We start from the raw sequence: 25,785 nt of genomic DNA on the forward strand, positions 1-25,785 counted from the left end.
CAACCTGATCGCGCGAAGCGCATGGCTGACCACCTGATCGCCCTCCGTTGAGGAGCGATCTCTCATGAATGTCGCGCCACATCGCCACCACCGTTTCCTCGGAAACCGGGCCTTTGTGCTCGACGGCATGCTTGCGAACGCGCGCGAGAATGGTTTGGGTTTCGTCGGCGGTGACCGAAAGCTGCAAGTCGGACAACAGCGAAGTGATAGCGGCAAGCTCTGAATGCTCGCCGATCACAATGCGGTGGGTCGATCAGGAAGTTGACATCGGCACGCGAGGAGTCTTCGCCACCTAGCGCGACACCCAGTCCCTTGTCGCGAGCGTGGGCCACGACGCGCTTCACCCGCTCCAGCACGGCCAAACGGCGCCACCGAGTTTCGCCGCAATCTGCGCGTCCGACGATGGAATCGATAGGATTACCACCGAAACACCGGCCTCGATCTCCGCATCGACATCCGCGGGTTTTATCTGGCACCAGCCGATGATCGTGGCCGCGAGGCCAGCTTCGGCGACCGCTCGGATCGCGGCAATCTCTTCCTGACCCATCGCCGGCGTGCCGGCCTCGATCTCCGTGACTCCGGCCGCGGCCAGCGACACGCGCCATCGAGACATTTTCCGGTGTCGCGAAGGCCACGCCCGGTGTCTGTTCGCCGTCGCGCAAGGTGGTGTCATTAAGGACTATGACCTCGACTGATCTTTGTCGGGCGCGGTGATTGCGGCAGCTAACGCCATCAGCGGCTCCGTAGGTTTATGCCGGAAGCTGTACAGCAACTGCTGTGCCAAACCGCTCGAATTCCCGAGAACTTGTGAATGACGTCGAATTTCAGATTAGTCCGGTGTGTCGCAAATCCGCCAGGGTGGAAACGGCGGAGCGCCAGGTCCGGTGCGCTTGCGACCGAGCTGAAGGCAGGCGCCGAGCTTGGAAGCTTGGCAGCCGGGCAACGGTTCGGGCCTGACCTCAAGCTGCAACACTTCAGGGAAAGGCGCGTGCATCCCGGCGCTGATCGAAGAGGATTCTTGAGCCATCCGGTCGTCCAACCACAAGTCGTCGTTCGTAAAAAGTCAGCGGGCGCGATCGAGAGGGCGGATGTTGGCCTCGATCGCGCGTCAACATAGAACATTTGGGCGGTAAATGTGACGGTCGCATCCACCAGTTATCAAGCCCGATGATCAGGCGCCGCCGCGTCCTGCTTAGGCTGCCTGCGCGAAGTTGTTTACCCGGTGTCTTTTCAAACCCTCAGTCCGGTCATGTGACCGTTGGCCGAAAGCTGGTCCGATACACCGGGACTCGCGCCGAGGAGCGGGCATCCAATATGAGCTCAGCCCTGCGAACTTCGGATGGCTTGGACGGAGTCATCGAGACGACGCAGATGATCCCGCCGGCGTCCGGCCATCCGGCTCTCCCCGCTCTCCTCGCCGAAGCAAAGATCAAAATCATTGCATTCCGTGCAGAACGGCGTGGTACACATCACCAGACCGTCATCTTCGCATAGCGTGCGATAGAAGAAGCGCTTCCACCGCATGTTCTTGGTGTTGCGAGCCGCCAGCGGCCCGAAATGGCGCATCAGGAGGCGGGACAATTCGTCCCGCTCCCGCAGACCGAGATCTTCCCACAGGTGATTAGGCTCCATGGCGCGCCGCGCGATCATCGTCGCGAGCCAGCCGCCGACCTCTCCATGAGTGGAACGTTGCGCAAGCAGGAGGTCTCGCACCATAATCGTCTCGTCAGGAGCCGGTAACGCGGACTGTTCGCGCCAGGTACAACTCCTGATCGGCGTCGATGGAAAGTATTGCACCAACAGCGCATCGAGCTCCTGGTTAGTCAAGCCGGCCCGTTCGGGAAGTTGGCCGCCATCCATAGCGGATGCGGCGAGAACGCAAGCGAGCACATGGCGATCGAAATCGTTATCGTCGCTGATGTCGACTTCTGTTGGATGGCGCCCGGTCAGAAGCCCGTAGAGCTCACTCGCATCGCGCTGCTCGGCGACGTGAGCTGCTGATACAGGAGATGACACTGTATTGGCAAATTCGCTTTGTGTGCCAATCATAAAGGTCCCGCAGTGGACGATGTCGGCCTTCCCCGGTCGAGAAGGCCGACAAGATGAACTACGCCGAAACAGCGGCGAGCTCGGCGGCGGTCTTGCCGACCAGGCTCTCGTCGACAGGCTTGATGATGCCGTGCTCCATGAGCATATCCTCGAGCTCGTCCATGCTGATTGGCGTCGGGATGGCGCCTTGTCCCGCATTATTGTGGATCTTGGTCGCGAGATTGCGATAGTGATCCGCCTGCTTGGACTCTGGCGCGTATTCCAGCACAGTCATGCGGCGCAGCTCCGCGTGCTGCACGACATTGTCGCGTGGCACGAAGTAGATCAGCCGGCTGCCGAGCTTCTTGGCAAGAGCATCTGCCAGCTCCAGCTCCTTGTCGGTCTGGCGCTCGTTGCAGATCAGGCCGCCGAGGCGCACGCCGCCGGAATTCGCATACTTCAGAATACCCTTGGAGATGTTGTTGGCGGCATACATGGCCATCATCTCGCCGGACATCACGATGTAGATTTCCTGTGCCTTATTCTCGCGGATAGGCATCGCGAAGCCGCCGCAGACGACGTCGCCCAGCACGTCGTAAGAGACGTAGTCGATGTCCTCATAGGCGCCATTCTCCTCCAGAAAGTTGATCGAAGTGATCACGCCTCTTCCGGCGCACCCGACCCCCGGCTCTGGACCGCCGGACTCGACACATCGAATGTCCTTGTAGCCGAGCTTGATGACGTCCTCAATTTCGAGGTCCTCAACGCTGCCGGCATTCGCCGCCAGACTCAGAATGGTGTCCTGCGCTTTGGCGTGCAGGATGAGGCGAGTCGAGTCCGCTTTGGGATCACAGCCGACGATGAGAATCCTTTGGCCCAGCTCAGCAAGAGCCGCCAGCGTATTTTGCGACGTTGTCGATTTGCCGATGCCACCCTTGCCATAAAACGCGATTTGTCTCAGCGAAGACATGTTGCTCTCCATCAACCGATTGCCAATTTTGCGCGCCGAACGCGCGAGGCTGTTTCTCTCTCAGAAACGTGGGCACACGGGTTTCGGGAAGGAGGCCATCGCTCGCCATCGGCGTCGGCGTGCCCTCAGCCCTCACTCCTTGTTGCTGCATTCAGTTAGCAACTGGCGTGCCATTCGTTCGCACGCGCGTTAAGCATCTGATTAGGCTTGACTAATAGCGCAGCGCCCGAGACCGGAAGCTGTGGTGGACCCGACAGCGGCAAGGGCTCTGACAGAAAACCGACAAAGCGGGGCGCGTGGATTCCCCTGCGAGAGGCGGGCGAAGGAGCGCGCAACGGGAATGCCGGGCCCAGTCAATTGAGGAGACCACACGGTGCAGATAGGGTCCGAGGACACCGCCATCATCAAAGGCGAATGTTCCACGACCGGCATGATGGGACTTGCCATCAGCGGGGTGGCATATCGCTTGCTTTGCCAGTCGCGGAACGCTGTTTCCGTGTGACGCGATGCTGTGAGGACAATATGCCTGGAATTGGAAGTAAGTTGCCGCCGTTCGACATCACAGGCGTGAAGCCCGGGTTTCACCTGCCAGAGGAGAACGGGCAGAGCGCCTTCGAGACGCTGACTGAGAGGAGTTTCCCCGGAAAATGGAAAGTCATCTTCTTTTACCCGAAGGATTTCACATTCGTCTGCCCAACCGAAATCGCTGAGTTTGCTCGCCTGTCCAAGCATTTCGCCGATCGCGATGCAATCGTGCTTGGTGGCTCGACCGATAACGAGTTTTGCAAGCTCGCTTGGCGGCGTGAGCACAAGGATCTGCACCGTCTATCGATCTGGCAGTTTGCGGACACCAAGGGCGCACTGGTCGATGGCCTTGGAGTGCGATCGCGTGATGGCATCGCGCATCGCTACACGTTCATCGTCGATCCTGAGAACACGGTCCAGCATGTCTATGCGACAAGCCTCAATGTCGGCCGCAGCCCGACGGACACGTTACGCGTTCTGGATGCGATACAGACGGATGAGCTCTGCCCTTGCAACCGCGAAATCGGCGGCGACACGCTTAAAATTGCCTGAGGCAATATATCGAAAGTGCAGCAAGGAGCAGCTCCCGAATTAAGGACGTCGGATTCAATCGTTTCTGGATACGGACGATCTTACCGCAAATGCGGCCTGCTGCTAGCGAGTGCGGCACGCAATTCAAATCTCATTGCCACCATCGAGTCTACCGCGGCCGCCGCGCTGTCCGTGCGCGGCAGTCGTGGCGGCCAATCGACGGTCTCGATGATGACGATGAACAAGGTTCACCGCTCTTGCCCACCTCATAACAAATCCCGCATACAAGAGGATGCCGAGGCGGCTACGCATGAACATACAAAATACTTGTACGCTTCTGCGCCTACTCGACGCACATCTCCTGCCGGAGTTCCTTTATGTTGTCGCCATAGGCCGGACCGCGGCTATTCCCTTCTTTCTGCGCCTTGCCGGCCCGCAGCATCATCGGAGCGATCTGCGTCAGCCGCAGGCCGCTAATGCTGTAGGCCGACATGCCGGCACCCACGGACTCGGGCCAAGCTCCCTCTTCGGGGCAACTAGGGTTCCAGTAGTCGCGCCTCGATAAGGATGGAGGGAGAGGGAGATAGCTCAGCGCCGAATGACGTCTACCGGCCGGGATGATGATCCGCCGGCACGCTCGCGGACCGTATTTCCGGGCTCGATAAATCTATATTGACCGATGTAAGCCGCACTATGAGACGAACGAGTCGGGCTTATCAGTCCCTGATTAAAACCATGACTCGACGAGTTTTAGGCCAAGTGAGCCGGTCTATCAGGAAATCGGTCAGCTCGTTCATGGCGCGAGCTGACCCTTGGGCGCAGGCACCTGAAGCGATCGGGTGGCCTGGCGGTCGTAAGCCGCCTTGCCGTCTCGATCATTACGCCGGTCAATTTCCGAACATTAAGGCGGATATCAGCGCTGGTGACCCAAGCCAATCCCCAAGGTACGTGCTTTCTGTCTTAGAGAGCCCTCGGATCGCTTCATAAGCTTTGAAACCCTAGCTACAGGGGTGCGGGCCTTTGAGTGCGCCTTGAGCAGCTTGACGTCATCCTTACTATACTCTTTGCGCTTGGTGCTTTTTGCCACGTGTTCTCCGATTTCGCTTTGCACATCTGCCTGGAGCGTCTTGTTTTTGGCGAAGACGCAACTGCTTCCCATTACCATATCAATGGTCATCGACAACCATTCAAGCGGATTTTTCTCTTTGAGATAAGAACCGGAACTACACGCGAATTTGTCCTCTGTCATCTGGATCTTTATTCGCGTGACAAACCTGATTTTCCACGTGCACGTCAGCGCCTTCAACATGGAAGCAAGCGATAGAGATGGGACACTCGATGCGTCTTCGAAACAACAACTCGAAAAGCGCTTCTGCTTGAACGCGCCGACTTCACTCAGTAGTTTGTAGTATGATATTTCCAAGCCCGAATACTAATGATGGAGTAGAGCGGATAGGCCGGGACAGTCGCACTGCCTCACTTGCGCGCGCATCACCAGCCGGCGTTCACGGCGAGTGCACGGCGGTGGACCTAAGGGCGAGTACTCACAAAGGCACATCTTACAAAGCCTGAGCGTTATTCCTCGTCAGCAGATCGAGCACGGCTCGCTGATCCAAACTTCATCTACCGCAGTATCCTTGGTTTAATAAGCCACGTTGACGTTCCCAGGCGATTCCGTCCTCAGCGAACAGTTCTGGGAGACCATCGCCTGTCCCCGTCTTATGGACCCGATGGACGAGCGAGCGACCTGATCCTGATATTCCCGGGCCGGGCACTACGGCATGGCAAGCAACCCGCGGGCCTAGCCGTCCTGTGTGAGCTTGGCACCGGCAGGCGATTGCTTGATCGATTTGCCAGAGCGCTTGGCCAGCACAATGCCGGCGCGCTGCGGATCATTCGTGATCTGTAACAGTGACCTTCGCTGTCGAGTAGATGCAGGTCGAACCTCCAACCCGGCGGAACGGATTCTGCGTCATCTCGGACGCCTCGCAACAAATCCAGGCAAGATGTGGAGCTTTCTGCCGGAGCGTCAGGCAGGGCTCAGAGGCTGTATGAATAGCGGCGAGCGTCTACTCGATCTCCGTCAAGGCGCCTTCGAGCACCATCTCCACGATCTATTGCCAGAACAAACGTTCAGGGTCGGCGTTCAGAACCGCTGTCGCCAGGCCAAGCCGTTGATGGGTTGAATGCCACTCCCAAAGGCCCCTGCGGTGATCTTTGCGGAGCAGCTGCCATGCCGCCGCAGTCCTATCGTGGTGCAGCAGCGCGACGTCGACGAGGCCGCCCTCCGCATTGATATTGCCTGAGCAGCACGGGCTCTCGACCAGATAGCCACCAGCAACCGCTGTCACCTTTGGCGAGACATATCGGTAGTGCTCGCGCTTCTTCAGCGCGCGCACGATCCGCCACCGGTCGAGCTCGTTGGGATGCGCAGGCAATCCGGAATGATGTCGTCTGATGATTGCTGCGTTCATTGCGCGATATCCTAGACTGCAGAGATTTCTGCCTCGAGGCAGCCAACCACCAACTGCTTGCCGAAGTCGACCATATAAATGGGTAGGTTCGCTCCCGTATGGCGACCGACCTGGACGATCTGACCAATATACCCGACGCTGACCAGACACTCTTCGGCCGACGCGCCGGGAAAGGAACCGTCGTTGAGCAGATCGATTGCCGCCTTGACACGTTGGCCTGACCGGTATTTTGGCGATCTTGGTTCGATCATCGGGGTGCCGCTCCTGGCAAGAACGGCTCCTCGGCTTCGTGGCTTGGCGAGACTAGATCGAGCTCCTTGCATTTCATGCCGACGCGATTGCCGGAGCCGAGGAATTCGACTCCATAAATATAAAATTGTTGCAGGAACGTGCCGATCGAGACGACATAGCCAAGCTCGCCTTTCTTGACCAGAACCTCACCGATCTCCTTGCCCACATAGGTGCCGTCGTTGCGGATGGTGCGGTTGGCCCGCACGTTGTCACCATAATCAAAGAAGGGGGCGTCCGTCAGCTCGACGATGTCACTATCACGGGCGATGTTGCTCATGCTGCCGTCCCCGCTCCATGGTTCAACTGTACCGCGCCTCGCGAGCGCCCGGGCTTACGAACCGCCCTATCATGATGCTCGATGGACCCCCTCCATTCCCGCACGGCGGCGCTTGGGGTCGCGGATTGCATGAGCCTGTCGGGATCCCGGTGCAGCAACATCAATGCCCGCAGCCTAAAATCGAGACGATCGAGACAACTATCCGTGAGCCCATCGTTGATGTTGAAGAAGCCATCGACGCGGCACGCGCGTCTGTCATCGAGCCGGGCGTGCTTGAGCCGGCCGCGAGCCGCGTGCTTCAGCGCGGGATGCGCACAGCTGACAGAGTCGACCTGATTACCCCGCCAACCGAGGGCATTGTGGACGTGATCACTCACGGTCCCGCCCATACGCTCGCCCAACAACACCTTGGCGCTAGCATCGTCCGCCGGACAAAGCCCCAGCAGCCTCCGACAGTTGCCGTCCTTCGCCGGGTTGCCCGAGACGCACCTGCAAGTCGGCAATAGGCGTTGAGCGAGAACAGGAAGACCCGCACGAGGTGCTCTCATAGCAGCCGAATTCCAACTTGGTGGCGCCGACCGCACCGGTGGCAGGAAATTCGTTTCCGCATCACGTGATCGGGTCCGAACGCCATCCCGCGGCGCAGGTGTATTTCTGCACCTTCATCGAGGTGATAGGATAGCCCTGTCGCCCTGTGATGATGCTTAGCCGGCTCGATACCGTGCGACCAAGACACGGCTCGGTGAGGACGCCCTCTCTCGGATGACCAACTGAAGAAGGCCTCGGGCATGAATATCGCCTGTTCAATGATGGCCGCACGTGACTGGATTGATATCGTGGAAGACGGGTCAGCCCTTTGTGGGTCCATCGGCGAAATTGATCCTTGACACCCAAGACAGCGGCCTCGGGTCGACAGGAATAGCTCGAGCGCTCCCGCCCACGTGCGCGTTGCCAGAATATGGGTCGACAACTGGCGAAAAGGTTAGCGACCAGCGAGAGCCGTCCACCCGGTCTGAGAAGGGGAAAGTCGTGGCCGGCACCTCGTGAAGGCGGAGCATCATCCGCCCGAGTTTCTGAACGAGTGTCGTAGTGACATCCATCGTGGCCCTCAAGCAGCCTGGTGACGCGGCAGCGCCGTATCAAGCACGCATGTATTGTCAACCGGGCAAACTGCCACGCATTGGGGCTCATCAAAGTAGGCGGCGCACTCGGTGCATTTCTCAGGATCGATCAGGAAAACGCCGGCTCGCTCGGAAATAGCGAAGTTCGGGCACTGCGTTTCGCACGCCGAACAGCCCGTGCATTGCGAGGCGATGATCTTGAACGGCATTGTCTGAACCCATCCTCAGGCGGCGGAAATCAGCGCATTGCGGCGGGCCGCCGGATCGACCCGCTCAATGTGCTTGATCTTCCCCTCATTGACTTTATGGAGATAGAGTTTGAACCAGGCGATCGCCGAGCCATCAATGAACTCCCAGGCGTACTGATCGACCGGTTCGATTCCGGCCTTGATCAATTCGGCCTTCGGGCAGCCGCCGATTTTTGACACGAGCACGGCATGGCAGTCATTGATGGCATCGATGGCGATTTCGAGCTTGCTGTCCTCGCCATCGCCGCCCTGGCAATAGGAATGAATAGGACGATGGCCAACGAATTTTGCGCCCGAAGTTGAGAGCTCGTAGATCTGGAACTCCTTGGCATGACCGAAGTGCTGGTTGATCAATCCCGAGCCCTTGGTTGCAACCGCCACCAGCACCTTGATTTCGCTGGACGCGCTGGCAAGCCCAGCAAGCTGCTCCTGCTTGGCCGCAAGCTTTGCAATGCGCGCCTTCTCGACTTTGGCCTGATACTCCTTTCGGGCCTGTTCATCATATTTGATGTCCATGGCCATGATCTTTTCCATGGTGAACTCGGCGCCGCGGTCCTCCCCGAGCAGTCCGACGGCGTCGGCGCGGCACTGGCGACAGTGACGCATCATGTTCATCTCGCTTTCGCAGCTATCCTGCAATGCTGTCACTTCCTGTGCGGTCGGGCCGCGTTGCCCGCTGAGACCGAACACGGTGCCGTGCTCGGGTGACGAAATCAGCGGCATCACGTTATGCAGGAAGGCGCCGCGCGACTTCACGGCCTTGTTAACCTCAACCAGATGCTGATCGTTAATCCCGGGAATCATCACCGAGTTGACTTTGCACAGGATGCCGCGCGCGGTGAGCATCTCCAGGCCCTGGAGCTGCCGATTGCTGAGGATGCTTGCAGCTTCAATGCCGGTGTAGCGCTTGTGGCGGTAAAAGATCCAGGGATAGATTTTTGCGCCAATATCGGGATCGATCATGTTGATCGTGATCGTCACGTGATCGACCTTAAGTCTTGCAATCGTGTCGACATGATCAGCTAGCGCCAGACCGTTGGTCGAGAGGCACAGCTTGATATCTGGCGCGAGTTTATTGACGAGCTCGAAGGTCTTGAATGTCTTGTCCGGATTCGCCAGGGGGTCGCCAGGGCCAGCAACGCCGACCACGCTCATCTGAGGGATGGCGGAAGCGACCGCCAGCACCTTCTTGGCGGCCTGCTCCGGCGTCAACTTCTCGCTGACAATGCCGGGGCGCGATTCGTTTGCGCAATCGTATTTACGATTGCAGTAATTGCACTGGATATTGCAGGCGGGTGCGACGGCGACATGCATCCGGGCATAATGATGGTGCGCCTCCTCGCTGTAGCAGGGATGGTTCTTCACCTTTTCCCAGACCTCATTTGGCACATTGCCGATGCCGGCCTGAGATCGGCACCTGGCCTTGCCGCTCCCACCGACCGTACCGCAGCTGTTGTGCTTAGCCATGACTTGCATGGTCTCGCTGATCTCGCCGCCGCCGCAGGCTACCTGGTGTTGCGCTGAAGTACTCATTTTTCCAATTCTCTTCGCAAGCCGAATCCTTCCAGCAAGCATCCCCAGAGTCGTTTCTGAAAAGCCAAGAGCAACTGGCGTGCCATACCTGCCACAAACGTGTTTTGTGTTTCGCTCCAAGCAGTTAGGCACCGTCCGTTCGAATGTCCGTTATATCAACTCATGTTCGAAAGCTGACAGAATTGCGATCACAAGAGCGCCCGGCAGCGCTATTACGAGGGCGGTACGCTGGTTCATCTAAGCCCTTGGGCAAAGAGCAGGGCGGCTGGTGTCGTTGAAAGTTGATCTTGTCGCCGAAATGTGACGCGTATGCAAAGCACAATCCGCAAAAGACGTTCCGGACGCGCTTTGAAGGGCAACTTGAACCGGCGATGCTTCCTAGATGCAGACAAGAAACCCGTTACCGACCTATGTCGTGAAGATCACGCGGGCCCCTTCCTGACACTCCGGACGCATTGTCGGGCAGGTGAAGAGAAACGCCTGGTGCCCAGGGTCCCGACGGCCACGAATTGGACCGTGCGTCCAAACGTTGGTAGGCATCTCGAATAGGTGGTGCGGGTGTGGACACCTCAGATTCGTAAAGCTGCAGCCGCCTCGGTCGACATCGCACGAACTGCCGTCCAACAACTACACTACGTCGCTGACGTCCTCGGTATCCAGCCAGCCGATCCTGCTCTTCAGGAAACGCAGACCCAGCACCAACAAGCCGGCGTGCTCCCTGTTGTCCTTGCCATAGCCGTGGCCGCCGGCGGCATGCTCGTAGAAATAAGCCTCATAGCCCATCGCCTGCAGCTTCGCTGCCATTTTGCGCGCATGTCCGGGATGGACGCGATCGTCCCGCCGGCTGGTGGCCATCAGGATCGGTGGATAGGACTGCCCGGGTCTTGCAGCATGATAGGCAGAATAGGTCTTCAGCCACTCCCACTCCTCAGCGTTGTCGGGATCGCCATATTCGGCGAGCCAGTTCGCCCCGGCGAGCAGTTTGGTGTAGCGGCGCATGTCGATCAGCGGGACGGTGCAGAACAGTGCGCCAAAGAGCCCAGGATATCGCGTTAGCATGTTGGTAATGAGGATGCCGCCGTTCGATCCACTCTCGGCCCCGATCCGCTTGGCCTGTGTCACGCCGCGCTTAACGAGATCGGCGGCGACGGCTGCGAAATCGTCATGCGACAATCTCTTGCCGGCCAGCCGGCCGGCGTCGTGCCAGCGCGTGCCGAACTCACCGCCGCCGCGCAAATTTGCCTGAACCGTGGTGCCGCCGCAGTCAAGCCAAAGCTTACCGAGCGCGGAATTGTAATACGGTTTCACGGAGATTCCAAACCCGCCATATCCGCTCAGATGGACCGGCGCGTTGCCGGTCTGTCTGACCGGGCCGGTCTGTAGGTAGGGAATTCGCTCACCGTCGATCGAGACGGCCTCGTGCCGCGTGACCACGCAGTGCTCCGCGGCAAACGTCTTCGGCGCCTGCTTCAGCACGCCGGGACTGCCCACGCCCCGCTCCAGCAGGATGAGAGACGGCGGGGTGAGCGGATCCTCGACGTGAGCCAGCAAGTCGCCATTGCTCTCGGACGGATTGCGATCGAGAGACCAGATGTCAACGACGCCAAGATCAGGAAGCCCGCCCAATTGCTCGCGGTTCCAGCGATGATCGGATGGAGTGCAGATCTCGAACACTGGGCGGAGTTCGTCGAGAATACAAAGCGCAAGCTTGCCCGCACTCCAAAAGAAGCTCTGCAGCGCGCGGCGCGGGCCCGGCTCGAAGAGAATCTCGAACTGGCGGCTGCCCGCCAGGAATGCCGGCAGCGCGATGACGAGCACCGTATCCGCGGCATAGGTGTGCCCTGCCACAGACCAGGATTCGCGCGGCTTCAGGGCAAGCCAGTTGCGATGCGACCGCATCCAGATGTTACTTGGCAAATCGAGCCTCGTCTTGGCTCCCGTTTCATCGCCCAGCCAGACCACGCAATTGGAGACGTCTGTCGCATCGAGGAACCAGATCCTGGGCGGCACGACAGTGTCGTCAACACTGCAACCGACTGACACATGAGCGGCCTTGGTCTCAAAGATCACTGCCGCGTTGTCAACATGCGTACCACGCCGCCACAGCCTCACCGTGCGCGCATAGCCGGTGGTCGCGGCCATGCCGTCACCATGAGAGCTTAACAACACCAGTGTATCAAAATCGAGCCATACGCCGCTGCCTTTGGCTTCCGGCAAGACAAAGCCATCGTGGATGAAGAGCTTCGTGTCTGAGTCGAATTCACGCAAGGTGACGGCATCGCTTCCGCCGCGCGATAGACTCAAGATCCATCGCGAGTGATCTCCAGGCGGTGCGGCCGTGGCGTTCAGAAGCCAGTCTTTGCCTTCGCTGACCGCAAGTTGATCGAGGTCGAGCAGGATGTCCCATGATGGCTTCAGCCTGCGATACTCTTCCAGAGTGGTTCGCCGCCAGAGGCCGCGTGGATTATTGGCGTCCCTCCAGAGATTGTAGAGATACTCGCCGCGCCGGCTGACATAGGGGATATTGTCAGGTCGGTCGTAAATCGCTGTCAGCGCATCTCTGTCTCGTTCGGCTGCGGGTCCGCCAAACACCTCCAGGGTTCTGCTATTCTGCCGTTCGACGAAGTTCAGCGCCCGCGCGCCTTCTATTTGTTCCAACCACAGATAGGGATCATCGTCAGGAGCGGAGGGCGTTGGCCTTCCAGTTCGCGAGTCGTCGACGCTCCTTGTATGACGATGCGTCATTTACAACCTTAGTCTTCGCGCAATTCGACTGATTCAAGGATTTGCATCGCGAACGTTGCATCACGATTGCAAGCTACGAATTGGCCCGGTGCGAGATCCAATCCTCTCGAAACTGTATCTTGCGGAGTTGCAGCGATTGGCCTGACGCTGTGAAGATGTGCGGAATGTAACGACCGGGCTGGCGATGTCAGCACAATGGGCCCTCGCGAGGCCTCCCCGGCAACGCCATCTCGCTGGCCCAACAGTGCAGGCCTAGGCCGAGTATTGCGTTTGACACCATGCGTCGGCGCCATCTTGGGTCCCAAGGACGGTTCGACCGCTTCCGGAGTCATCGGCAGGTTCGGCTGGAACCTTCGACCACGCCAAGCCAAAGCCAGGGATTGATGGCTTTCCTCGCAAAGGCCGGACCGCTGCGCCAAGAACAGCTTCCGCATCCGCTGGTTTGGCGAGGTTCTGTGGAGTCGCAGCATTCATCATTCGGTTGCTTCGCCGCCGCGCTTCCTGGCATTGATCGTAATTGGAAGGATGGTGTCACTCGCCATCGCGGGTAGGTCGAGCACCCACCCGTTCGCGATTCTAATCCAACCACCCCACAGCGTCTCGTGCTCACATTCGACAATCGACTCCTCAAGATCCTTCTTGGGCACATAAATCGAAAGCCCCGCCTCGGGCGAACGGCGAATCATGACCTTCATAGGAGCTCCGCAACTTGTGAGCTCTCGCCCGCGCGCTCCTGACACGCACGCCACAAGGCTCTCTGTTTGGCATTGATGTCCGCCAGGACTTGCAGGACACGATCGATCTCATCCGGCGCCGTCTCGCGCGACAGCGAGAAGCGAACCGCACCGCGCAAAAAGGCCGGTGGTACTCTCATCGCGCGCAGGACATGGGACGGCTCCATCGAGCCGGACGCGCAGGCTGAACCGAGCGAAGCGGCAATTCCGTTGCGGTTCAGGTGGTCGACGATGGCCTCTGCTTCGAGATGCTCGAATGCGATGTTGGACGTATTTGGCAAGCGGTTCTTGATATCACCAAGCACGATGCAACAGCCGAGAGCGAGTATGCCTTGCTCCAGCCGGTCGCGAAGCATGCCAATCTGCGTCTGCTCTTGTATGAGGTGTGCCGCAGCGAGTTCCGCCGCCTTGCCCAGCCCAATAATGCCCGGAACGTTTTGGGTGCCAGCGCGGCGATGCCGCTCCTGTGCGCCGCCGAAGATCAGCGGTCGGAACCTGGTGTCCTTGCGCACATACAGCGCGCCGATCCCCTTCGGACCATGGAGCTTATGGCCGGAGAGCGACAGCATGTCGACGTCCGTAGTCTTCAGGTCAATCGGAATCCGCCCGACCGCCTGGACCGCATCGGTGTGAAAGAGCGCGCCGACTGAGCGCGCCATCTTGGCGAGGGATTTCACCGGAAAGATCGTACCGGTCTCATTATTGGCCCACATGACCGAGGCGATTGACGTCCGCCTCGACAATGCGTTGCGATAAGCCTCGATGTTCAATCGGCCTCTTGCATCGACCGGAATGACATGGGTCTTGATTCCGCGTCGGCCCAGCTCCTCGGCAAGGGACAGCACGGCTGGATGCTCAACGGCCGTAGTGACGATCTCGTCGCGTCCCTCCTGCACGGCGAGCGCGGACAGGATCGCGGTGTTGTCGGATTCAGTCGCGCCCGAGGTGAAGACGATCTCGTGATCGAATGCCGCGCCAACGAGGGCCTGCACCTTCCGGCGCGCTTGTTTCAATGCGGGCGCAACCTCAATGCCGAATGCATGCCCGGACGACGCATTGCCGAATTGCCCAGAGAAGAACGGCAGCATTGACGCGACTACCGATGGATGTGCACGGGTCGTCGCGTTGTTATCCAGGTAGATCGGCTGCACGGACTGTCCGCTCTGCACTTAAGGCCCCTCTTTGGCAGCTGCGGGGAGCGGGATCAGGCGGACGAACTCGCCGAGCCGCTCGATCAGGCGCGCCTGAATGGCCGCGAGCGTCGTTCCCGCAAGCTTGCATAACATGCAGGCGCCGGTGAGCCTGACCATGATCTTGTTGCCTTCGATTTCGACGAGCTCACAATCCCCACGATCACGCCTGAGGCTTGGCCGAATCTCATCGAGCACGGCACGGACAATCCGCTCGCGATCGGAAGCCTCTGCACTCGAAGACTGCTTCGTTCGTTCAGCCTTCAGGCCCATGTTCGATGCTCCTTCCATTGCGAATGGTCCGAAGGCGACTCAGCTGAACGATTTGCCGCAGGAGCAGCTCGATTTGGCATTTGGGTTATCGAAGCGGAACCCTGATCCTTCGAGCGACACCACGAAATCGATCGTGGTGCCGTTGAGATGCGCCCGGCTCGCCTTGTCGACGAAGACTTTGATCCCGTCTTGCTCAAACACGGGCTCATCGGAGACCGGCTCATGAGCAAGACCCATTTTGTACGTGAACCCTTGGCAACCGCCGCCTTCGACCATGACCCGCAAACCGCTTGCCGGCTGGGCCGTCGAGGAGATTGCGGCCTTCAGTGCGTTGACGGCGCTATCCGTTAGGCTGATCATTTCTGGCTCGCTCTCAGTTTCTGTCGGAGGCACAATTCGCAAATCCCATGCCAATCGAGATGCAGCCGAAGTCCATTGGTTTTGAAGGCGGCGACCATTCGATTTGCGACCTGTCTGATTTGCGACAGGCGGTTTTCGGGCGTCCCGGCCTTATCCGGCCGAGACCTCGTGATGGTGCCAGCACGTATTATCCCTGCACATTGCGCCAATCCGCCGCTTACCGTGTGCGTCGCTGCAGACATGGGCGCACGGCAAACAACTTGCATAAGGTCAGCGGACACGCCGCATTGGCGATGCATGTACACGACAGATTGATGAGGAGCCTTCCATGACGTCGATCGACAACACCGCTCTTGGCCAGTTGGACAAGGAGGGGCGGTTGCTGAATGCGGTGCTTAAGACCGAGACAACGAAGCCGGGGCGATTTGGATTTCGGGGCGACATCGCGCTGAAGTTCCAAGCCCAGCTCGCCGACGAAAAGCGACCGCCGGACTATTCCATTGAACAAGTTCTTGCAATCGCGGAGGAAGGCGAACCGACCATCCCAGTCCTTGCCGGATATCTGCATTCGTTCGCGTATCTACCTGAGGCTGCAACGGTTCTGGATGGCAGGCTGAGCCCCAAAGGCAGCTATTTCATTTTCTGCAACAACATTGATCTGCTGGCGAAGTACCGCACCAAGATAGGCGACATCACCTTCCGCATTCTGCCTTGCGACGAATCAACTGTCTGGAAGGAGATGATGGACCTCGCCGGCGTCGACAAGAATGACATCAAGAAGCTCGGTACGGCCGGTAGGCTCGACTACCTGCTCGACGCGGCCAAGGACATCGGTGGATCATACAGGGAGGTTTCATACGAGGACGGCCTGGCCAAAATGGAGCCGGTGAAAAACAGAAGCGAAAACCGCCCCGTCTGAGGCAGACCTCTCTCTCGCCAGCTCGACGAATATGCCGCGGAGAGAGTCACTGCGCCCGCTTCACCGGGACTGGCTCTGACAAACCCTGGTGATGGACTACCGGCCTCCCTTTCGGGAGATCACACCGCCACTCTGCTAGTCGTGTGTCGGCCAAGAGCACTGTCGTCAACTGCACTGAGGGGCGGCTGGCCACGACCGTCCGCCTGACTGCATCCATGGGGATCCGGACAATCCAATGCTGATCGGATGATGGTCGCGGTCACATTTCAGAGGGCGGATCGCCGATGTATGGTTCGGCTTTGGCGCTGTGCTCCAGGCCTTTGCCAGCCTGCGTAGCGCAGAGATGTCGCGCGTTCGATGCTCGCCAGCCGAAATTATCGGCGAGCTGCGCCCATGAATGATGGAGACCGAGGGGGACTAAGTAACGCGCACGTTTGCATCGAGAACCCACGGAGCCAGTGTCAAGCGGTTTGCCTCGTACATGCAATTCCGCAGAGCCGTAAAAACGCGACGGCGGGGTGCCGGTTCGAGCCAGGCCAAGCGATGCTTGAGCAGACTTTGCCGCACGTCTTCAATGTTGTGAGAACGAAGCGAAGCTATGCAGCATGCCGCAACTGAATCTGCCCTGGGAAGTTGCTCCAGGTCGCGGATCGCGCGACCGACCCGCCCATGCCAGAGACGCCACTTCACAGTTCTGACGTCCCTGCCGATGGCTGGAAGCACTCAAAAAGGGCCTGATCGGAATCGTACGATGCGATCGGCGATCTGCTGTATGGGCTGGATCTCCATGGCAATATGAAACCAGTCGATGATGTGGGTCGTTGGTTTCGGCATGGCGCGGGGCAGCCGCTTTAAGATTTCGGCCCCGTCCGAGGTCACCGTCACATCCCCAAAGCCGCGATATTCCGACTTCCTAGAGAGGGCGAAGAGCACGATCGCGGATTGCCTGATGGTCGGTGCTGCCGGTTAAGAAATAGCAACCGCCCCTTTCTCCCCGTCCCCCGCGGGCGCATCTGGCCACGACGAGCTCGAAAATTCGCGCCGAATGTTGATCAGGCGCTACGAACGTACGCCGTATCGATGCTGATGACGAACTCTTTGCGCCGAGCTCCGGGAAGCTGCATCTCAAGGTGCCATCGGTCATCCGTTTGGGACCTCGCACGCCAGTTTCCTGCATGACCTGGTCGTCGAGCCGCTTGCCGATCCTGATCGTACCTTGCGCACGATCGCATGCGTCTCGGTTGGTTCAGTGGGCAGGAATCGGCCAGCACCTTTGGCGCCTGCCGGTAGGGCAGCATGCTTCCTAGCCGCGCCATCAGTTCCATCAGCTCCGGTGTCGTTCGATCGGCCCTGGATGGCATTCCCGGCACAGCATCCATCGGGGATTGCGAACCTCAATGTTGCCGCAGACGGTTCGGATCCGGCGTGTCGTCTAGTCGCTGACCGGTGGGAGTGTATGGCAGTCCGGCCAAAACCGGCGAGAAGGGCATATGTCTCCGCCTCATGATTCACGACCGCGCTCTGCAGCGCTGCCATGATCTTCTTGGTATGGCGCATCGACAAGCAAGATGTCGACGTCGAACAGGCTCTCCCAGCTCTTTGTCTATGCGGACCTCCTCCGGCATGTGTCGTCAAATTCGTTCCGGCCCTCGATCGTAACCTTCATTCCACCGCCACCGCTTTGTCTCAAAACGATGCTGACGGACTGCTTGAGCCTAACAACCTTTGTTTGACACCACAGAAAGTCTCCTCACGACGGATCGCCCATGACTCGGGGTCGATCGCTACTCCTTCATTGCAATGGACTTGCACCATCTACTCCTTGCCGGTCTCCCGGCGCACCTTGTTCCGGCCCCGTCAGGGGCTCAGCTCGTTCGGCGTGGCCGATCACCCCGATCAAAGCATCGACATAGGCGCCGAATGCGGCTTCACTCTCGGCTGTCCAGTCGGGCATGGCGGGGCGCTTCCCTGGCACGAAGCAGCACCCGAGCAAATCCGCCACCACCGCGAATCCCCGCATCCGCGACTTTCTGGCTGAGTAAGACTAGGCGCCCGCCGCAAGTGCGGACGACGCCGCCATCAACCGGCGGGCAGATGCGCCGATGGCAACAAGCGCGCGTGACGCAACGCCGCCAGATCAGCCGAGCCGGTGCAGAAGCAGGCGACGGCCAACTGGCGGATGACGATCTCGAAATGCGCGACAACCGCCTCGGTGGATACCGTAGCCGCGCGCAGCACGCCGGCCGCCTGCCCGGCGATGTCCGCGCCCAGGCGAATGGCCTTGGCCACGTCGACGCCGTCGCGGATTCCGCCCGACGCGATCAGCTTCACCGTTGGCAGCGCCTCACGTACCGCCTGCAGGCTGGCTGGGGTCGGAATCCCCCAATCGGCGAACGCCATTGCCACTGTACGGTCGGCGGCATCGCGGGCGCGCTCGCCCTCCACCGCGGCCCAACTGGTGCCGCCGGCGCCGGCGACATCGATCACCGCCACGCCCGCCGCAACGAGCGCACAGGCCACCGAGGCGGACAGGCCCGACCCCACTTCCTTGGCCACGATCGGCACGCCCACGCTGCGCGCGGCGCGAGCGATCTGCGCCAGGACGGCGCGCCAGTCGCGGTCGCCCTCCGGCTGTAGCGCTTCCTGCAGCGGATTGAGATGGACGATGAGTCCATCGGCCTCCAGCGCATCTACCGCCCGGCGCGCCAGGTCCAGGCCGTCGGCCTCGCGCAGTTGCGCGGCGCCGATATTGGCCAGCAAGGGAATGTCTGGGGCTAGGCGGCGCAGCGCGCGCGTCAGCCCCTGGGAGTTGCGGGATTGCAGGCTCACGCGCTGCGAACCGACGCACATGGCAATCCCCAAGGCTTGCGCTGCCTCGCTCAGATGCCGGTTGATGGCCTCGGCGCGTGACATGCCGCCGGTCATGGAGCTGATCAGCAGCGGGGCGCGCATGGTCTTGCCCAGCAGCGAGGCGCGCAGGTCGATCTGCGTCAGGTCCAAATCGGGCAATGCGCAGTGTTCGAAACGGACGTACTCCCAGCCGGGGGCGATCGTGGCCGGCGCCGTTCGTCGGTCCAGCACGATGTCCAGATGGTCGTCCTTGCGCCGGCTCAGGGCGGTGTCGCTCATGCTCGCTCCGTCCGTCGCATCGGGCGACGGCGTTGCGTCGGATCGGACCGACGGGAACGCGCGCACGCCGCCGCCTCCCGCGCGTTCAGGCCGGCGCACGCTGGCCTCCCCCGCAGCGTCGCTGCGGTAGCGGCTGCTCGAGGTCTGGTAGTACTGCGCGCGGATGGCCGCCATGGCCTCGATCAACGGTTCCCACGGCGCGGGAAAGCGTTCTTCCGCCATCACCCGGTGCAGCATGCGCGTATGGCCGGCCAGCTCGTCGTTGAGGAACTCCACCGCAGGCATAGGCGGATAGCGCTGCAGCAGCAGGATCGCCGCGTTGTCGGCCTCGCCGGCCGACCTGTCCTTGTCGCGTCCATGCAGATCGTTGTGCAGGCGCCCTATCGCGCAGATGAGCCGCAGGACCTCGCGAAACGCCGGACGCGCGCGCAAGGTCGCCATGTCCAGCCCCCACAGCAACGACAGGCAACAGAACACGTTCGTGTAGGCGATCGAATCGATGCCGTTGTGCAGGTACTCGGCGTAGGACCAGCGTTCCGCCCCTACCGCCTGCGCGTGTCCGCCGCGCAGCGCCGCGCAGTAGCACCGGGTATCGTCAAGAAGCTGAACATAGTCGCGACGATCGTAGGCGAGCGCGGCCAGCGAAGCGCGCAGCACAGCGCAGCCCTCGAATCCGGGCAGCGCGCACGGCACGCCCTGCCCCAGCGCCTGCTCCACGGCAGCGAGCTGCTCCGGCGCGATCAGGCCAAGGTCGTTGCAATCGTCGAGCCAGAACAGCAGCGCCAGTTCGCGATAGAACGCCACGATCAGCGTTTCGTCGTGCGGATCGCGGCCGGTGCGGGCGCTGGTGTCGCGCAGGCTCGCCTGGATGCGCTGCAGGATGTACTGGCCGCCCCTGACCGCTTCCACGGCATGCTCGTCGGCGAACCCGGTCAGGGAACGCCCCCACTCCAGCACCTGCTGCAGCGCGCGTTCGGTCTGGATCATGGCGCCGCTCCTGCTCCCTCGGCCGCGACGCGCCGCCCCCAACCAAGCGCCAGCCACAACCCGGCGAGTTCGGCCACGCGCACGACCCGGGTGGGGCAATACAGTTCCTTACCGATCCACAGCGGCGTCTGCGGCAATGCATGCGCCGCATGGCGGGCGAGCATCCACTCGAGCGCACGCGCCACCGCCTGCGCGATGCGCCGGCGCCCTGTCGGCTCTTCGCTCCGGTCCATTGCGTACAACGCGAACAGCGCATAGGCGGTTTCCTCGAATGTGGACGCGCGACCGGCGCCCCAGCCGCCGTCGTCGCGCTGCGCCTGCAGCAGCGCCGCCAGCGCGCGCTCGTCGCGCCACTGGGGCTTGCCTTGCGCCAGCGCAGCGACCGCATGCGCGGTGGGATACAGCCACGAAACGTGCCATTTTTCGTTGTCCCATACACCATGCGGGTTGCGATTGGCCTCGACGTGGGCACTGGTCCCGGCGGCGGGCTTTCCCAACAGTCGCAACGCATGCAGGGCATGAATGTTGGTCGACACCGAGGCATTGCGCTCGCCGGGGAAGGTGACGAACAGCTCGCCGACTTCGAAATGGCGTAACACATCGACCGCCGGGTCGCGGCCTGCGAGGCGCAGGACGCACAGCGCAACGGCGGTGTCGTCCGCATCGGCCGCGAAGTGCAAGGCCGGGCCCAGACCGCGCACGCCAAGGCGCGCGTCGAGCTGCGCGACGATCACGCGCACCGCCTCGGCGAGCGCGGGATGCGCGAACAGCCCGGCCAGATGCAGGGTGTACAGCGACCAGCATGGCTCGAACACATTGATCGGCCAGACGTTGGGAACGACACCTTCGATGCCGCTGCGCGTCGCGCGCGATGCCGCCAGCAGATACGCGTCGGCGCGCCCGACCTGCAGCGTGCTCCCCTGTGTCACGGCGTGCGCACGACACGCGGCGGTGGCCGCCGGACTGATGCCAATGCTGCCGTCGTCATCCGGGCATGCGGTGGTCAGCGAGGTTCCCCAGGCTTCCCAGGAGTGCAGCAACGGATGGCCGCTCGGCAACGTCGCTACCGCCCCCAGCTTGACCAGGCACGCTTGCCGCAACGGCAACAGCGCCGGGTGGCGCGGAAACGCCACGCCGCCCAGTAAGGATGCGGCCTCGCCGCACAACTGCGGCAGGATCAGCTCCGCGGCGATCGGCGCGTCTTCCGGCACCGTATGCGCGTAGGGATCGGGCTCGCGCTCGAGGAACCGTGTTGCAGCCTGGACTGCGTCGGCAGCGCCGGGAAGAGGATCGGCACGCTGCAATGCCAGCAACGCCGCCCAAGTGGGCGCATGGCGGAACAGCGGGAAGTCCGCGCTTCCCCATCCGCCATCGGCCTGTTGCTGCGCGATAAGCCATGCGTATGCGTCCTGCCGACCGGTGACGTTGCCGCGGAACTGTAGAGCTCGCGCCGTGTCATAGACCGACGGGCCGACGCTGCCGCCGTCGCTCATCTCGCTCAGCAGGTGGCGCAATTCGGAAAGGATCTGTTCGGAAAGCGCGTTCACTCGGGATGTTCCTTCTGCAGACGGTCCGGGCAGACGCCGCGCACGTCGCCGCGGGCCCGTCGCGGCCCCGCGCATGGGCAGCGCCGGACGGTCGCCCTGCTCCGGTGCGGCGACGCGCCGATGCTGGCGCCGGTCCGCCGCATAGGCTTGCGCGCAGCGCGCCGCGGCCGTGCTGGGCAACCGCTGCGATTGGCGCCGCGGACTCGGACAGAGTGCAGCATGCACCGCTGCCGCCGGCCGATCGCAGCGGCACAGGGGCGACTCCACGAAGACGGGCGCGCTCATGCGCATGGCGCGTGCTTGAACAGATACGCGTTGGCCCGCTGCAGCATCTGCGCCAACCGTTCCGCACGCGGCCCCAGTGGGGCGATGGCCTCCCCGGCGTCGCGCAACAAATCCAGCGCGAACTGGCGCGCTGCCTGCAGCCCCATGATCGACGCGCAGGTCGGCTTCTGCGCCGCGGCGTCCTTGCCGGGGGTCTTGCCCAGCGTCGCGGTATCAGCTGTCGCGTCGAGAATGTCGTCGACCACCTGCAACGCCAGGCCGAAACAGGCCGTGTAGCGATCGAGCGCATAGTAGAGCGCAGCGTGCGCGGCATCCTCGGCGATGGTGCATAGCGCGCCCATGCGAACGGACGCGCGCACTAGCGCTCCGCTCTTCATCCGGTGCATCGCCACGATCCTGTCCAGCTCGACGTGCTTTCCGACCAGCGAGAGATCCATGGCCTGCCCGCCTGCGGCACCCTCGACGGAGACCGCCTGCGCCAGTTCGCGCACGAGCGCGATACGGTTGTCGCCCGGCACATCCAGGCTCGCCAGGGTCAGGAAGGCGTGCGCCTGCAGCGCATCGCCGACCAGGATCGCAGTGGCTTCGCCGAACTTGACGTGCACGGTCGGAAGGCCGCGGCGAAGCACGTCGTCGTCCATCGCGGGCAGGTCGTCGTGGACCAGGGTACAGGCATGGATCATCTCGATGGCGGCGCCGATGTCGTCGAGCATGTGCGCCGGCGTGTCGGCCAGTGCGCCGGCAGCCAGACAGAGCAAGGCGCGGGTGCGCTTCCCACCATTCAAGGTGGCGTAGCGCATCGCCGCCATCAGCTCGGCCTCACCATCGTCTTCGGCGCAGAGAAGACGCGCCAACGCCTGTTCGACCCGGTTTGCGCCGTCCTGCATCCAGATCTCCGGCAGCAGCCTGCCGGATGCGCCGCGCACCTGCGCGCCCAATCCGCCGAGCGCGGAAACGCCAGTTCGGTCGTCGTGTAGCGTAGAACCGGTCTGCATGTTGTTCATGTCCTTGTACCTGACACGGCCACGGCGAGCGCCGAGCCGCCGCGGTGTTGCCGGCGTCGCACCGAGCGCACGCGCCCAGTGCAGTAATGCCGCCCGTCGCCGGCGCCGCTGCCTCGCCACACGGGGATGCGATGCCAGCTCATGAGAAGCCGATGCGGATTGTCATGGACGGATGTGCGGTTGGGTAATAGCGCCGGCCTTTTTCGACGCCGCTCAGCAACCGTGGCCGCACCCCGGCCTTGTGCATGGTGAGCGCCAAGGCGATGCAGAACTGCACTAGTTCCAGCCATACCAAGTGGTAGCCGATGCAGACGTGTGGGCCGGTACCGAACTGCAGCATGTCCACCGGCTGGATCGGCTCCGTGCGTTGCAGCCACCGCGCCGGGCGGAACTGATCAGGCGCCTCGTGCAGCAGCGCCGAGGTCGAGAAATGGAGCAGCGGGATGCACAGATGGGTGCCCGCGGGAATGCGCCGTTGGCCGAGTTGCAATTCCTGCAGCGCGCGACGCGGCAGGAGCGTGGCCGTCGGATGCACGCGCAGCGTCTCGCGGAACAGCGCCTCGGCGACCGGACACTGCGCCAGGTCCGCGTGCCGGGTCGGCACCGCGCCCACGCGTTGCGCCTCCTCGACCAGGGCGTCCCACAGCACAGGCTGCCGCGCCAGCTCGATCACCATCCAGGCCATCGTCGAGGCAGTGGTGTCGTGACCGGCAAGCAGCAGCAAGCGGATGTTGGCGACCAGGACGTCATCGGACATCCCATCATCGCTGCGATCGAAGGCGCTCACCAGGCCGCTGATCAACCCGGTGCGCGCGGCATGCGCGCGCACGTCGCGGACGAATTGGCGCAACTGCGCGTCGATCCAGTCGCGGGCGGCGCGGCCGCGCCGCAGGGGCAGTCCGGGCAGGTCGACCGGGGGCGCGACGATCAACTGCACCAGTTGCCGGTACTTGCGATGCCATTCCGGCAGGTCATGCGCGGGGATTCCCATGAGGCTGAAGATCAGCTTGAGCATCAGGTCGCCGGTTTCGCGCAGGATAGTTACGTCGCCGCGGTCGCGCCACGCCTGCACCCGCGCTCGGATGACGGGCACGAACAGGTCGCCGATGCCGGCCTGGGTCAGCCCCTTGGGCAGGAACGCCGCCTTGATCGCATCGCGCGCCTGCCGGTGCGCGCCGCCGTCCTGGGTAACCAACGTTCCGCCAAGCAATTCGGGCGCGATCTCTTCGATCAGCGCCGAGGACACGTCCTTGTGCCGGAGCAGTGCGAACGCATCCGGATCCACGCATGTCATCATGTGTCCGGCAGGGCCGAAATCCAGCCAGAAGTGGCTGCCCAGCATCCCTTCCGCGCGCCGCAGCAGGCGCGGCAGGTCGCAGACGATGGCGGGAAGATGCCCCACCAGGGGGAAAGCGCCGGGCACGACCGGGATGTCGTGCCGCAGCCGGTGCCGACGGTCCAGCGGGTTGAGCAGCATGTCCGTCAGCAGCGCGGCGCCGCGGCCGCTTCGGCGGTGTGCCGGCAGGCCGCGCGGCGCGGCTGTTGCCACGCTCGGCGTACGTCGGCACATGCGCCAGCATGCCGAAGTCGATGCACACGACCCGGCCGGTGATGAACGCAGCATCGTCGTAGAGCAGGAATGCCACCAGCGCGGCCACGTCCCTCGGCGCAGCCGACGCGCGGCAGGAGCTGGTGCCGCCGCAGATGCCGTTGCATGCACTCGTCCAGCTTGGCGAGGAGACGCTCGGTCATGACGAGACCCGGCGCAATCGCGTTCCAGCGGATCTGCGCATGACGGTACTGAGTGGCGAGCGAGGCCCACAGCATTTTCATCGCCGCCTTCGACGCGGCGTAGGACGTCTGCGCGGGGTCAGCGCTGAGCCCCTGCCACGACCACATGTTGACGATCGCGCCACCGCCGCGAGCGATATGGCCTGCGGGCAGCAGAGCAGCGTGCCGCGCAGATTGGTCGCCATGGTCTCATCCGAGACGGTCAGGGCCAGGTCGAGGATCGCGCAGTGGCGCGGGGTCAGATGCATGTCGCTCGCGTTGTTCACCAGTAGGTCAACCCCACCGAAGTGCCGCTCCGCCGTTTCGAGCAGCGCTGCCACCGACTGCGCGTCCGCGATGTCCATGGCCACGGCCAGCCGCGTGGCCCGCTTCGGCCGCGATCTGCGCGGTGCAGGCGATGCCCGCGGAGCCATCAATGTGGGCCACCACCACTCTGCCGCCCTCGCGCGCGATGGCGAGGGCGCTGCCTTGCCGATGCCGGCGCCAGCGCCGGTCACCACGGCCACCTTGCCTTCAAACCGCGCCATCGTGTCCTCCTGGATTGCGTTGTTCTTTCGCGGCATGCCGCTCGGCCTCTCCCGGAGAAGGCGCAGGGTCGGCGCTGGCGCGCTCGTCATCGCCAACGTCGCTTTCGATGACCCGAATGGCGGCGACTGGGCATTGGCTGGCCGCGAGCCGCACGGCGGCGTGTAGCGCCCGCGGGACCGTCGCCACGCACACTTCGGCCACGCCGTCCGGTTCGCGCTGGCGAAAGGCGCCCGGCAGCGTCAGCACGCACTGCCCGGTGGTTGCGCACAGATCCTGGTCGACCACGACGCGCATC

The 25,785-nt window shown here is 62.1% G+C and carries 22 protein-coding genes and 3 pseudogenes; 2 read left to right on the plus strand and 23 right to left on the minus strand.

Features of this window, described 5'->3' with window-relative positions; all coding sequences use genetic code 11:
* Positions 1 to 67: 67 nt before the first annotated feature.
* The 3 genes and pseudogenes from IVB50_RS30515 to nifH all read right to left on the minus strand — a co-directional run.
* A pseudogene (locus IVB50_RS30515) lies at positions 68 to 683 on the minus strand (hypothetical protein); the annotation flags it as partial.
* A 637-nt stretch (positions 684 to 1,320) separates the two neighbouring features.
* Entirely contained in the window at positions 1,321 to 2,049 is a 729-nt protein-coding gene (locus IVB50_RS30520; protein WP_247299027.1) for a nitrogen fixation protein NifQ, read from the minus strand.
* 58 nt (positions 2,050 to 2,107) lie between these two features.
* Positions 2,108 to 2,998 (minus strand): nitrogenase iron protein, encoded by an 891-nt coding sequence (gene nifH / locus IVB50_RS30525; protein WP_026233535.1) that lies wholly within the window; start codon positions 2,996 to 2,998, stop codon positions 2,108 to 2,110.
* A 522-nt stretch (positions 2,999 to 3,520) separates the two neighbouring features.
* Here nifH and IVB50_RS30530 point away from each other — a divergent pair.
* Positions 3,521 to 4,075, plus strand: coding sequence for a peroxiredoxin (locus tag IVB50_RS30530; protein ID WP_247299029.1), 555 nt, complete (start codon positions 3,521 to 3,523; stop codon positions 4,073 to 4,075).
* Between the two features lie 322 nt (positions 4,076 to 4,397).
* On the opposite strand, the gene IVB50_RS30535 is transcribed toward IVB50_RS30530, so the two are convergent.
* The 12 genes from IVB50_RS30535 to IVB50_RS30590 all read right to left on the minus strand — a co-directional run bounded on the left by IVB50_RS30535 (position 4,398) and on the right by IVB50_RS30590 (position 15,300).
* On the minus strand, positions 4,398 to 4,547 hold the full coding sequence (locus IVB50_RS30535; RefSeq protein ID WP_247299031.1) for a hypothetical protein: 150 nt from the start codon (positions 4,545 to 4,547) through the stop codon (positions 4,398 to 4,400).
* Between the two features lie 420 nt (positions 4,548 to 4,967).
* Positions 4,968 to 5,303 carry a hypothetical protein gene (locus tag IVB50_RS30540; protein WP_247299032.1) on the minus strand — a complete coding sequence of 112 codons (336 nt, stop codon included), beginning with the start codon at positions 5,301 to 5,303 and terminating at the stop codon, positions 4,968 to 4,970.
* A gap of 865 nt (positions 5,304 to 6,168) precedes the next feature.
* Positions 6,169 to 6,528, minus strand: coding sequence for a hypothetical protein (locus IVB50_RS30545; RefSeq protein ID WP_247299034.1), 360 nt, complete (start codon positions 6,526 to 6,528; stop codon positions 6,169 to 6,171).
* A gap of 11 nt (positions 6,529 to 6,539) precedes the next feature.
* A complete protein-coding gene (locus tag IVB50_RS30550; protein ID WP_018457702.1) occupies positions 6,540 to 6,779 on the minus strand; it encodes a nitrogen fixation protein NifZ in 240 nt (79 codons plus the stop codon).
* Positions 6,776 to 7,096, minus strand: coding sequence for a nitrogen fixation protein NifZ (locus IVB50_RS30555; protein WP_247299036.1), 321 nt, complete (start codon positions 7,094 to 7,096; stop codon positions 6,776 to 6,778). The genes IVB50_RS30550 and IVB50_RS30555 overlap by 4 nt, the downstream gene beginning before the upstream one ends.
* 1,108 nt (positions 7,097 to 8,204) lie before the next feature.
* Positions 8,205 to 8,426, minus strand: coding sequence for a 4Fe-4S binding protein (locus IVB50_RS30560; RefSeq protein WP_247299039.1), 222 nt, complete (start codon positions 8,424 to 8,426; stop codon positions 8,205 to 8,207).
* A gap of 15 nt (positions 8,427 to 8,441) precedes the next feature.
* The gene (gene nifB / locus IVB50_RS30565; protein WP_247299144.1) at positions 8,442 to 9,998 is read right to left on the minus strand and encodes a nitrogenase cofactor biosynthesis protein NifB; all 1,557 of its coding nucleotides are present in this window, start codon (positions 9,996 to 9,998) and stop codon (positions 8,442 to 8,444) included.
* Between the two features lie 627 nt (positions 9,999 to 10,625).
* Positions 10,626 to 12,743, minus strand: a complete 2,118-nt coding sequence (locus tag IVB50_RS30570; protein WP_247299041.1) for a prolyl oligopeptidase family serine peptidase — start codon at positions 12,741 to 12,743, stop codon at positions 10,626 to 10,628.
* A 473-nt stretch (positions 12,744 to 13,216) separates the two neighbouring features.
* Positions 13,217 to 13,438: a putative nitrogen fixation protein NifT gene (gene nifT, locus IVB50_RS30575; protein WP_247299043.1), complete on the minus strand. Its 222-nt coding sequence runs from the start codon at positions 13,436 to 13,438 to the stop codon at positions 13,217 to 13,219.
* A complete protein-coding gene (gene nifS, locus IVB50_RS30580; protein WP_247299045.1) occupies positions 13,435 to 14,628 on the minus strand; it encodes a cysteine desulfurase NifS in 1,194 nt (397 codons plus the stop codon). Before nifS ends, nifT begins: the two co-directional genes overlap by 4 nt.
* Before the next feature lie 18 nt (positions 14,629 to 14,646).
* Positions 14,647 to 14,940 carry a NifU family protein gene (locus tag IVB50_RS30585; RefSeq protein WP_247299047.1) on the minus strand — a complete coding sequence of 98 codons (294 nt, stop codon included), beginning with the start codon at positions 14,938 to 14,940 and terminating at the stop codon, positions 14,647 to 14,649.
* 39 nt (positions 14,941 to 14,979) lie between these two features.
* Positions 14,980 to 15,300, minus strand: a complete 321-nt coding sequence (locus IVB50_RS30590; RefSeq protein ID WP_247299146.1) for an iron-sulfur cluster assembly accessory protein — start codon at positions 15,298 to 15,300, stop codon at positions 14,980 to 14,982.
* Between the two features lie 328 nt (positions 15,301 to 15,628).
* Here IVB50_RS30590 and IVB50_RS30595 point away from each other — a divergent pair, with 328 nt between their 5' ends.
* A complete protein-coding gene (locus tag IVB50_RS30595) occupies positions 15,629 to 16,219 on the plus strand; it encodes a hypothetical protein (RefSeq protein ID WP_247299049.1) in 591 nt (196 codons plus the stop codon).
* A gap of 723 nt (positions 16,220 to 16,942) precedes the next feature.
* Here IVB50_RS30595 and IVB50_RS30600 read toward each other — a convergent pair.
* From IVB50_RS30600 to IVB50_RS30635, 8 genes and pseudogenes are all read right to left on the minus strand, one after another.
* Entirely contained in the window at positions 16,943 to 17,152 is a 210-nt protein-coding gene (locus IVB50_RS30600; RefSeq protein WP_247299051.1) for a hypothetical protein, read from the minus strand.
* 1,146 nt (positions 17,153 to 18,298) lie between these two features.
* Positions 18,299 to 19,348 carry a type 2 isopentenyl-diphosphate Delta-isomerase gene (gene fni / locus IVB50_RS30605; RefSeq protein ID WP_247299054.1) on the minus strand — a complete coding sequence of 350 codons (1,050 nt, stop codon included), beginning with the start codon at positions 19,346 to 19,348 and terminating at the stop codon, positions 18,299 to 18,301.
* An 85-nt stretch (positions 19,349 to 19,433) separates the two neighbouring features.
* Positions 19,434 to 20,335 (minus strand): annotated as a pseudogene (locus IVB50_RS30610) (hypothetical protein).
* Positions 20,332 to 21,882 (minus strand): hypothetical protein, encoded by a 1,551-nt coding sequence (locus IVB50_RS30615; RefSeq protein WP_247299056.1) that lies wholly within the window; start codon positions 21,880 to 21,882, stop codon positions 20,332 to 20,334. The pseudogene IVB50_RS30610 and the gene IVB50_RS30615 overlap by 4 nt, the downstream one beginning before the upstream one ends.
* Positions 21,883 to 22,163: 281 nt before the next feature.
* A complete protein-coding gene (locus IVB50_RS30620; RefSeq protein ID WP_247299148.1) occupies positions 22,164 to 23,162 on the minus strand; it encodes a polyprenyl synthetase family protein in 999 nt (332 codons plus the stop codon).
* A 148-nt stretch (positions 23,163 to 23,310) separates the two neighbouring features.
* The gene (locus IVB50_RS30625; RefSeq protein WP_247299058.1) at positions 23,311 to 24,648 is read right to left on the minus strand and encodes a cytochrome P450; all 1,338 of its coding nucleotides are present in this window, start codon (positions 24,646 to 24,648) and stop codon (positions 23,311 to 23,313) included.
* Between the two features lie 5 nt (positions 24,649 to 24,653).
* Positions 24,654 to 25,489: pseudogene (locus IVB50_RS30630) on the minus strand (SDR family oxidoreductase).
* Positions 25,476 to 25,784, minus strand: coding sequence for a ferredoxin (locus IVB50_RS30635; RefSeq protein ID WP_247299060.1), 309 nt, complete (start codon positions 25,782 to 25,784; stop codon positions 25,476 to 25,478). The pseudogene IVB50_RS30630 and the gene IVB50_RS30635 overlap by 14 nt, the downstream one beginning before the upstream one ends.
* Position 25,785 lies beyond the last annotated feature (1 nt).

The organism is Bradyrhizobium sp. 87 (assembly GCF_023073015.1).
GTDB classification, from domain to species: domain Bacteria; phylum Pseudomonadota; class Alphaproteobacteria; order Rhizobiales; family Xanthobacteraceae; genus Bradyrhizobium; species Bradyrhizobium canariense_D.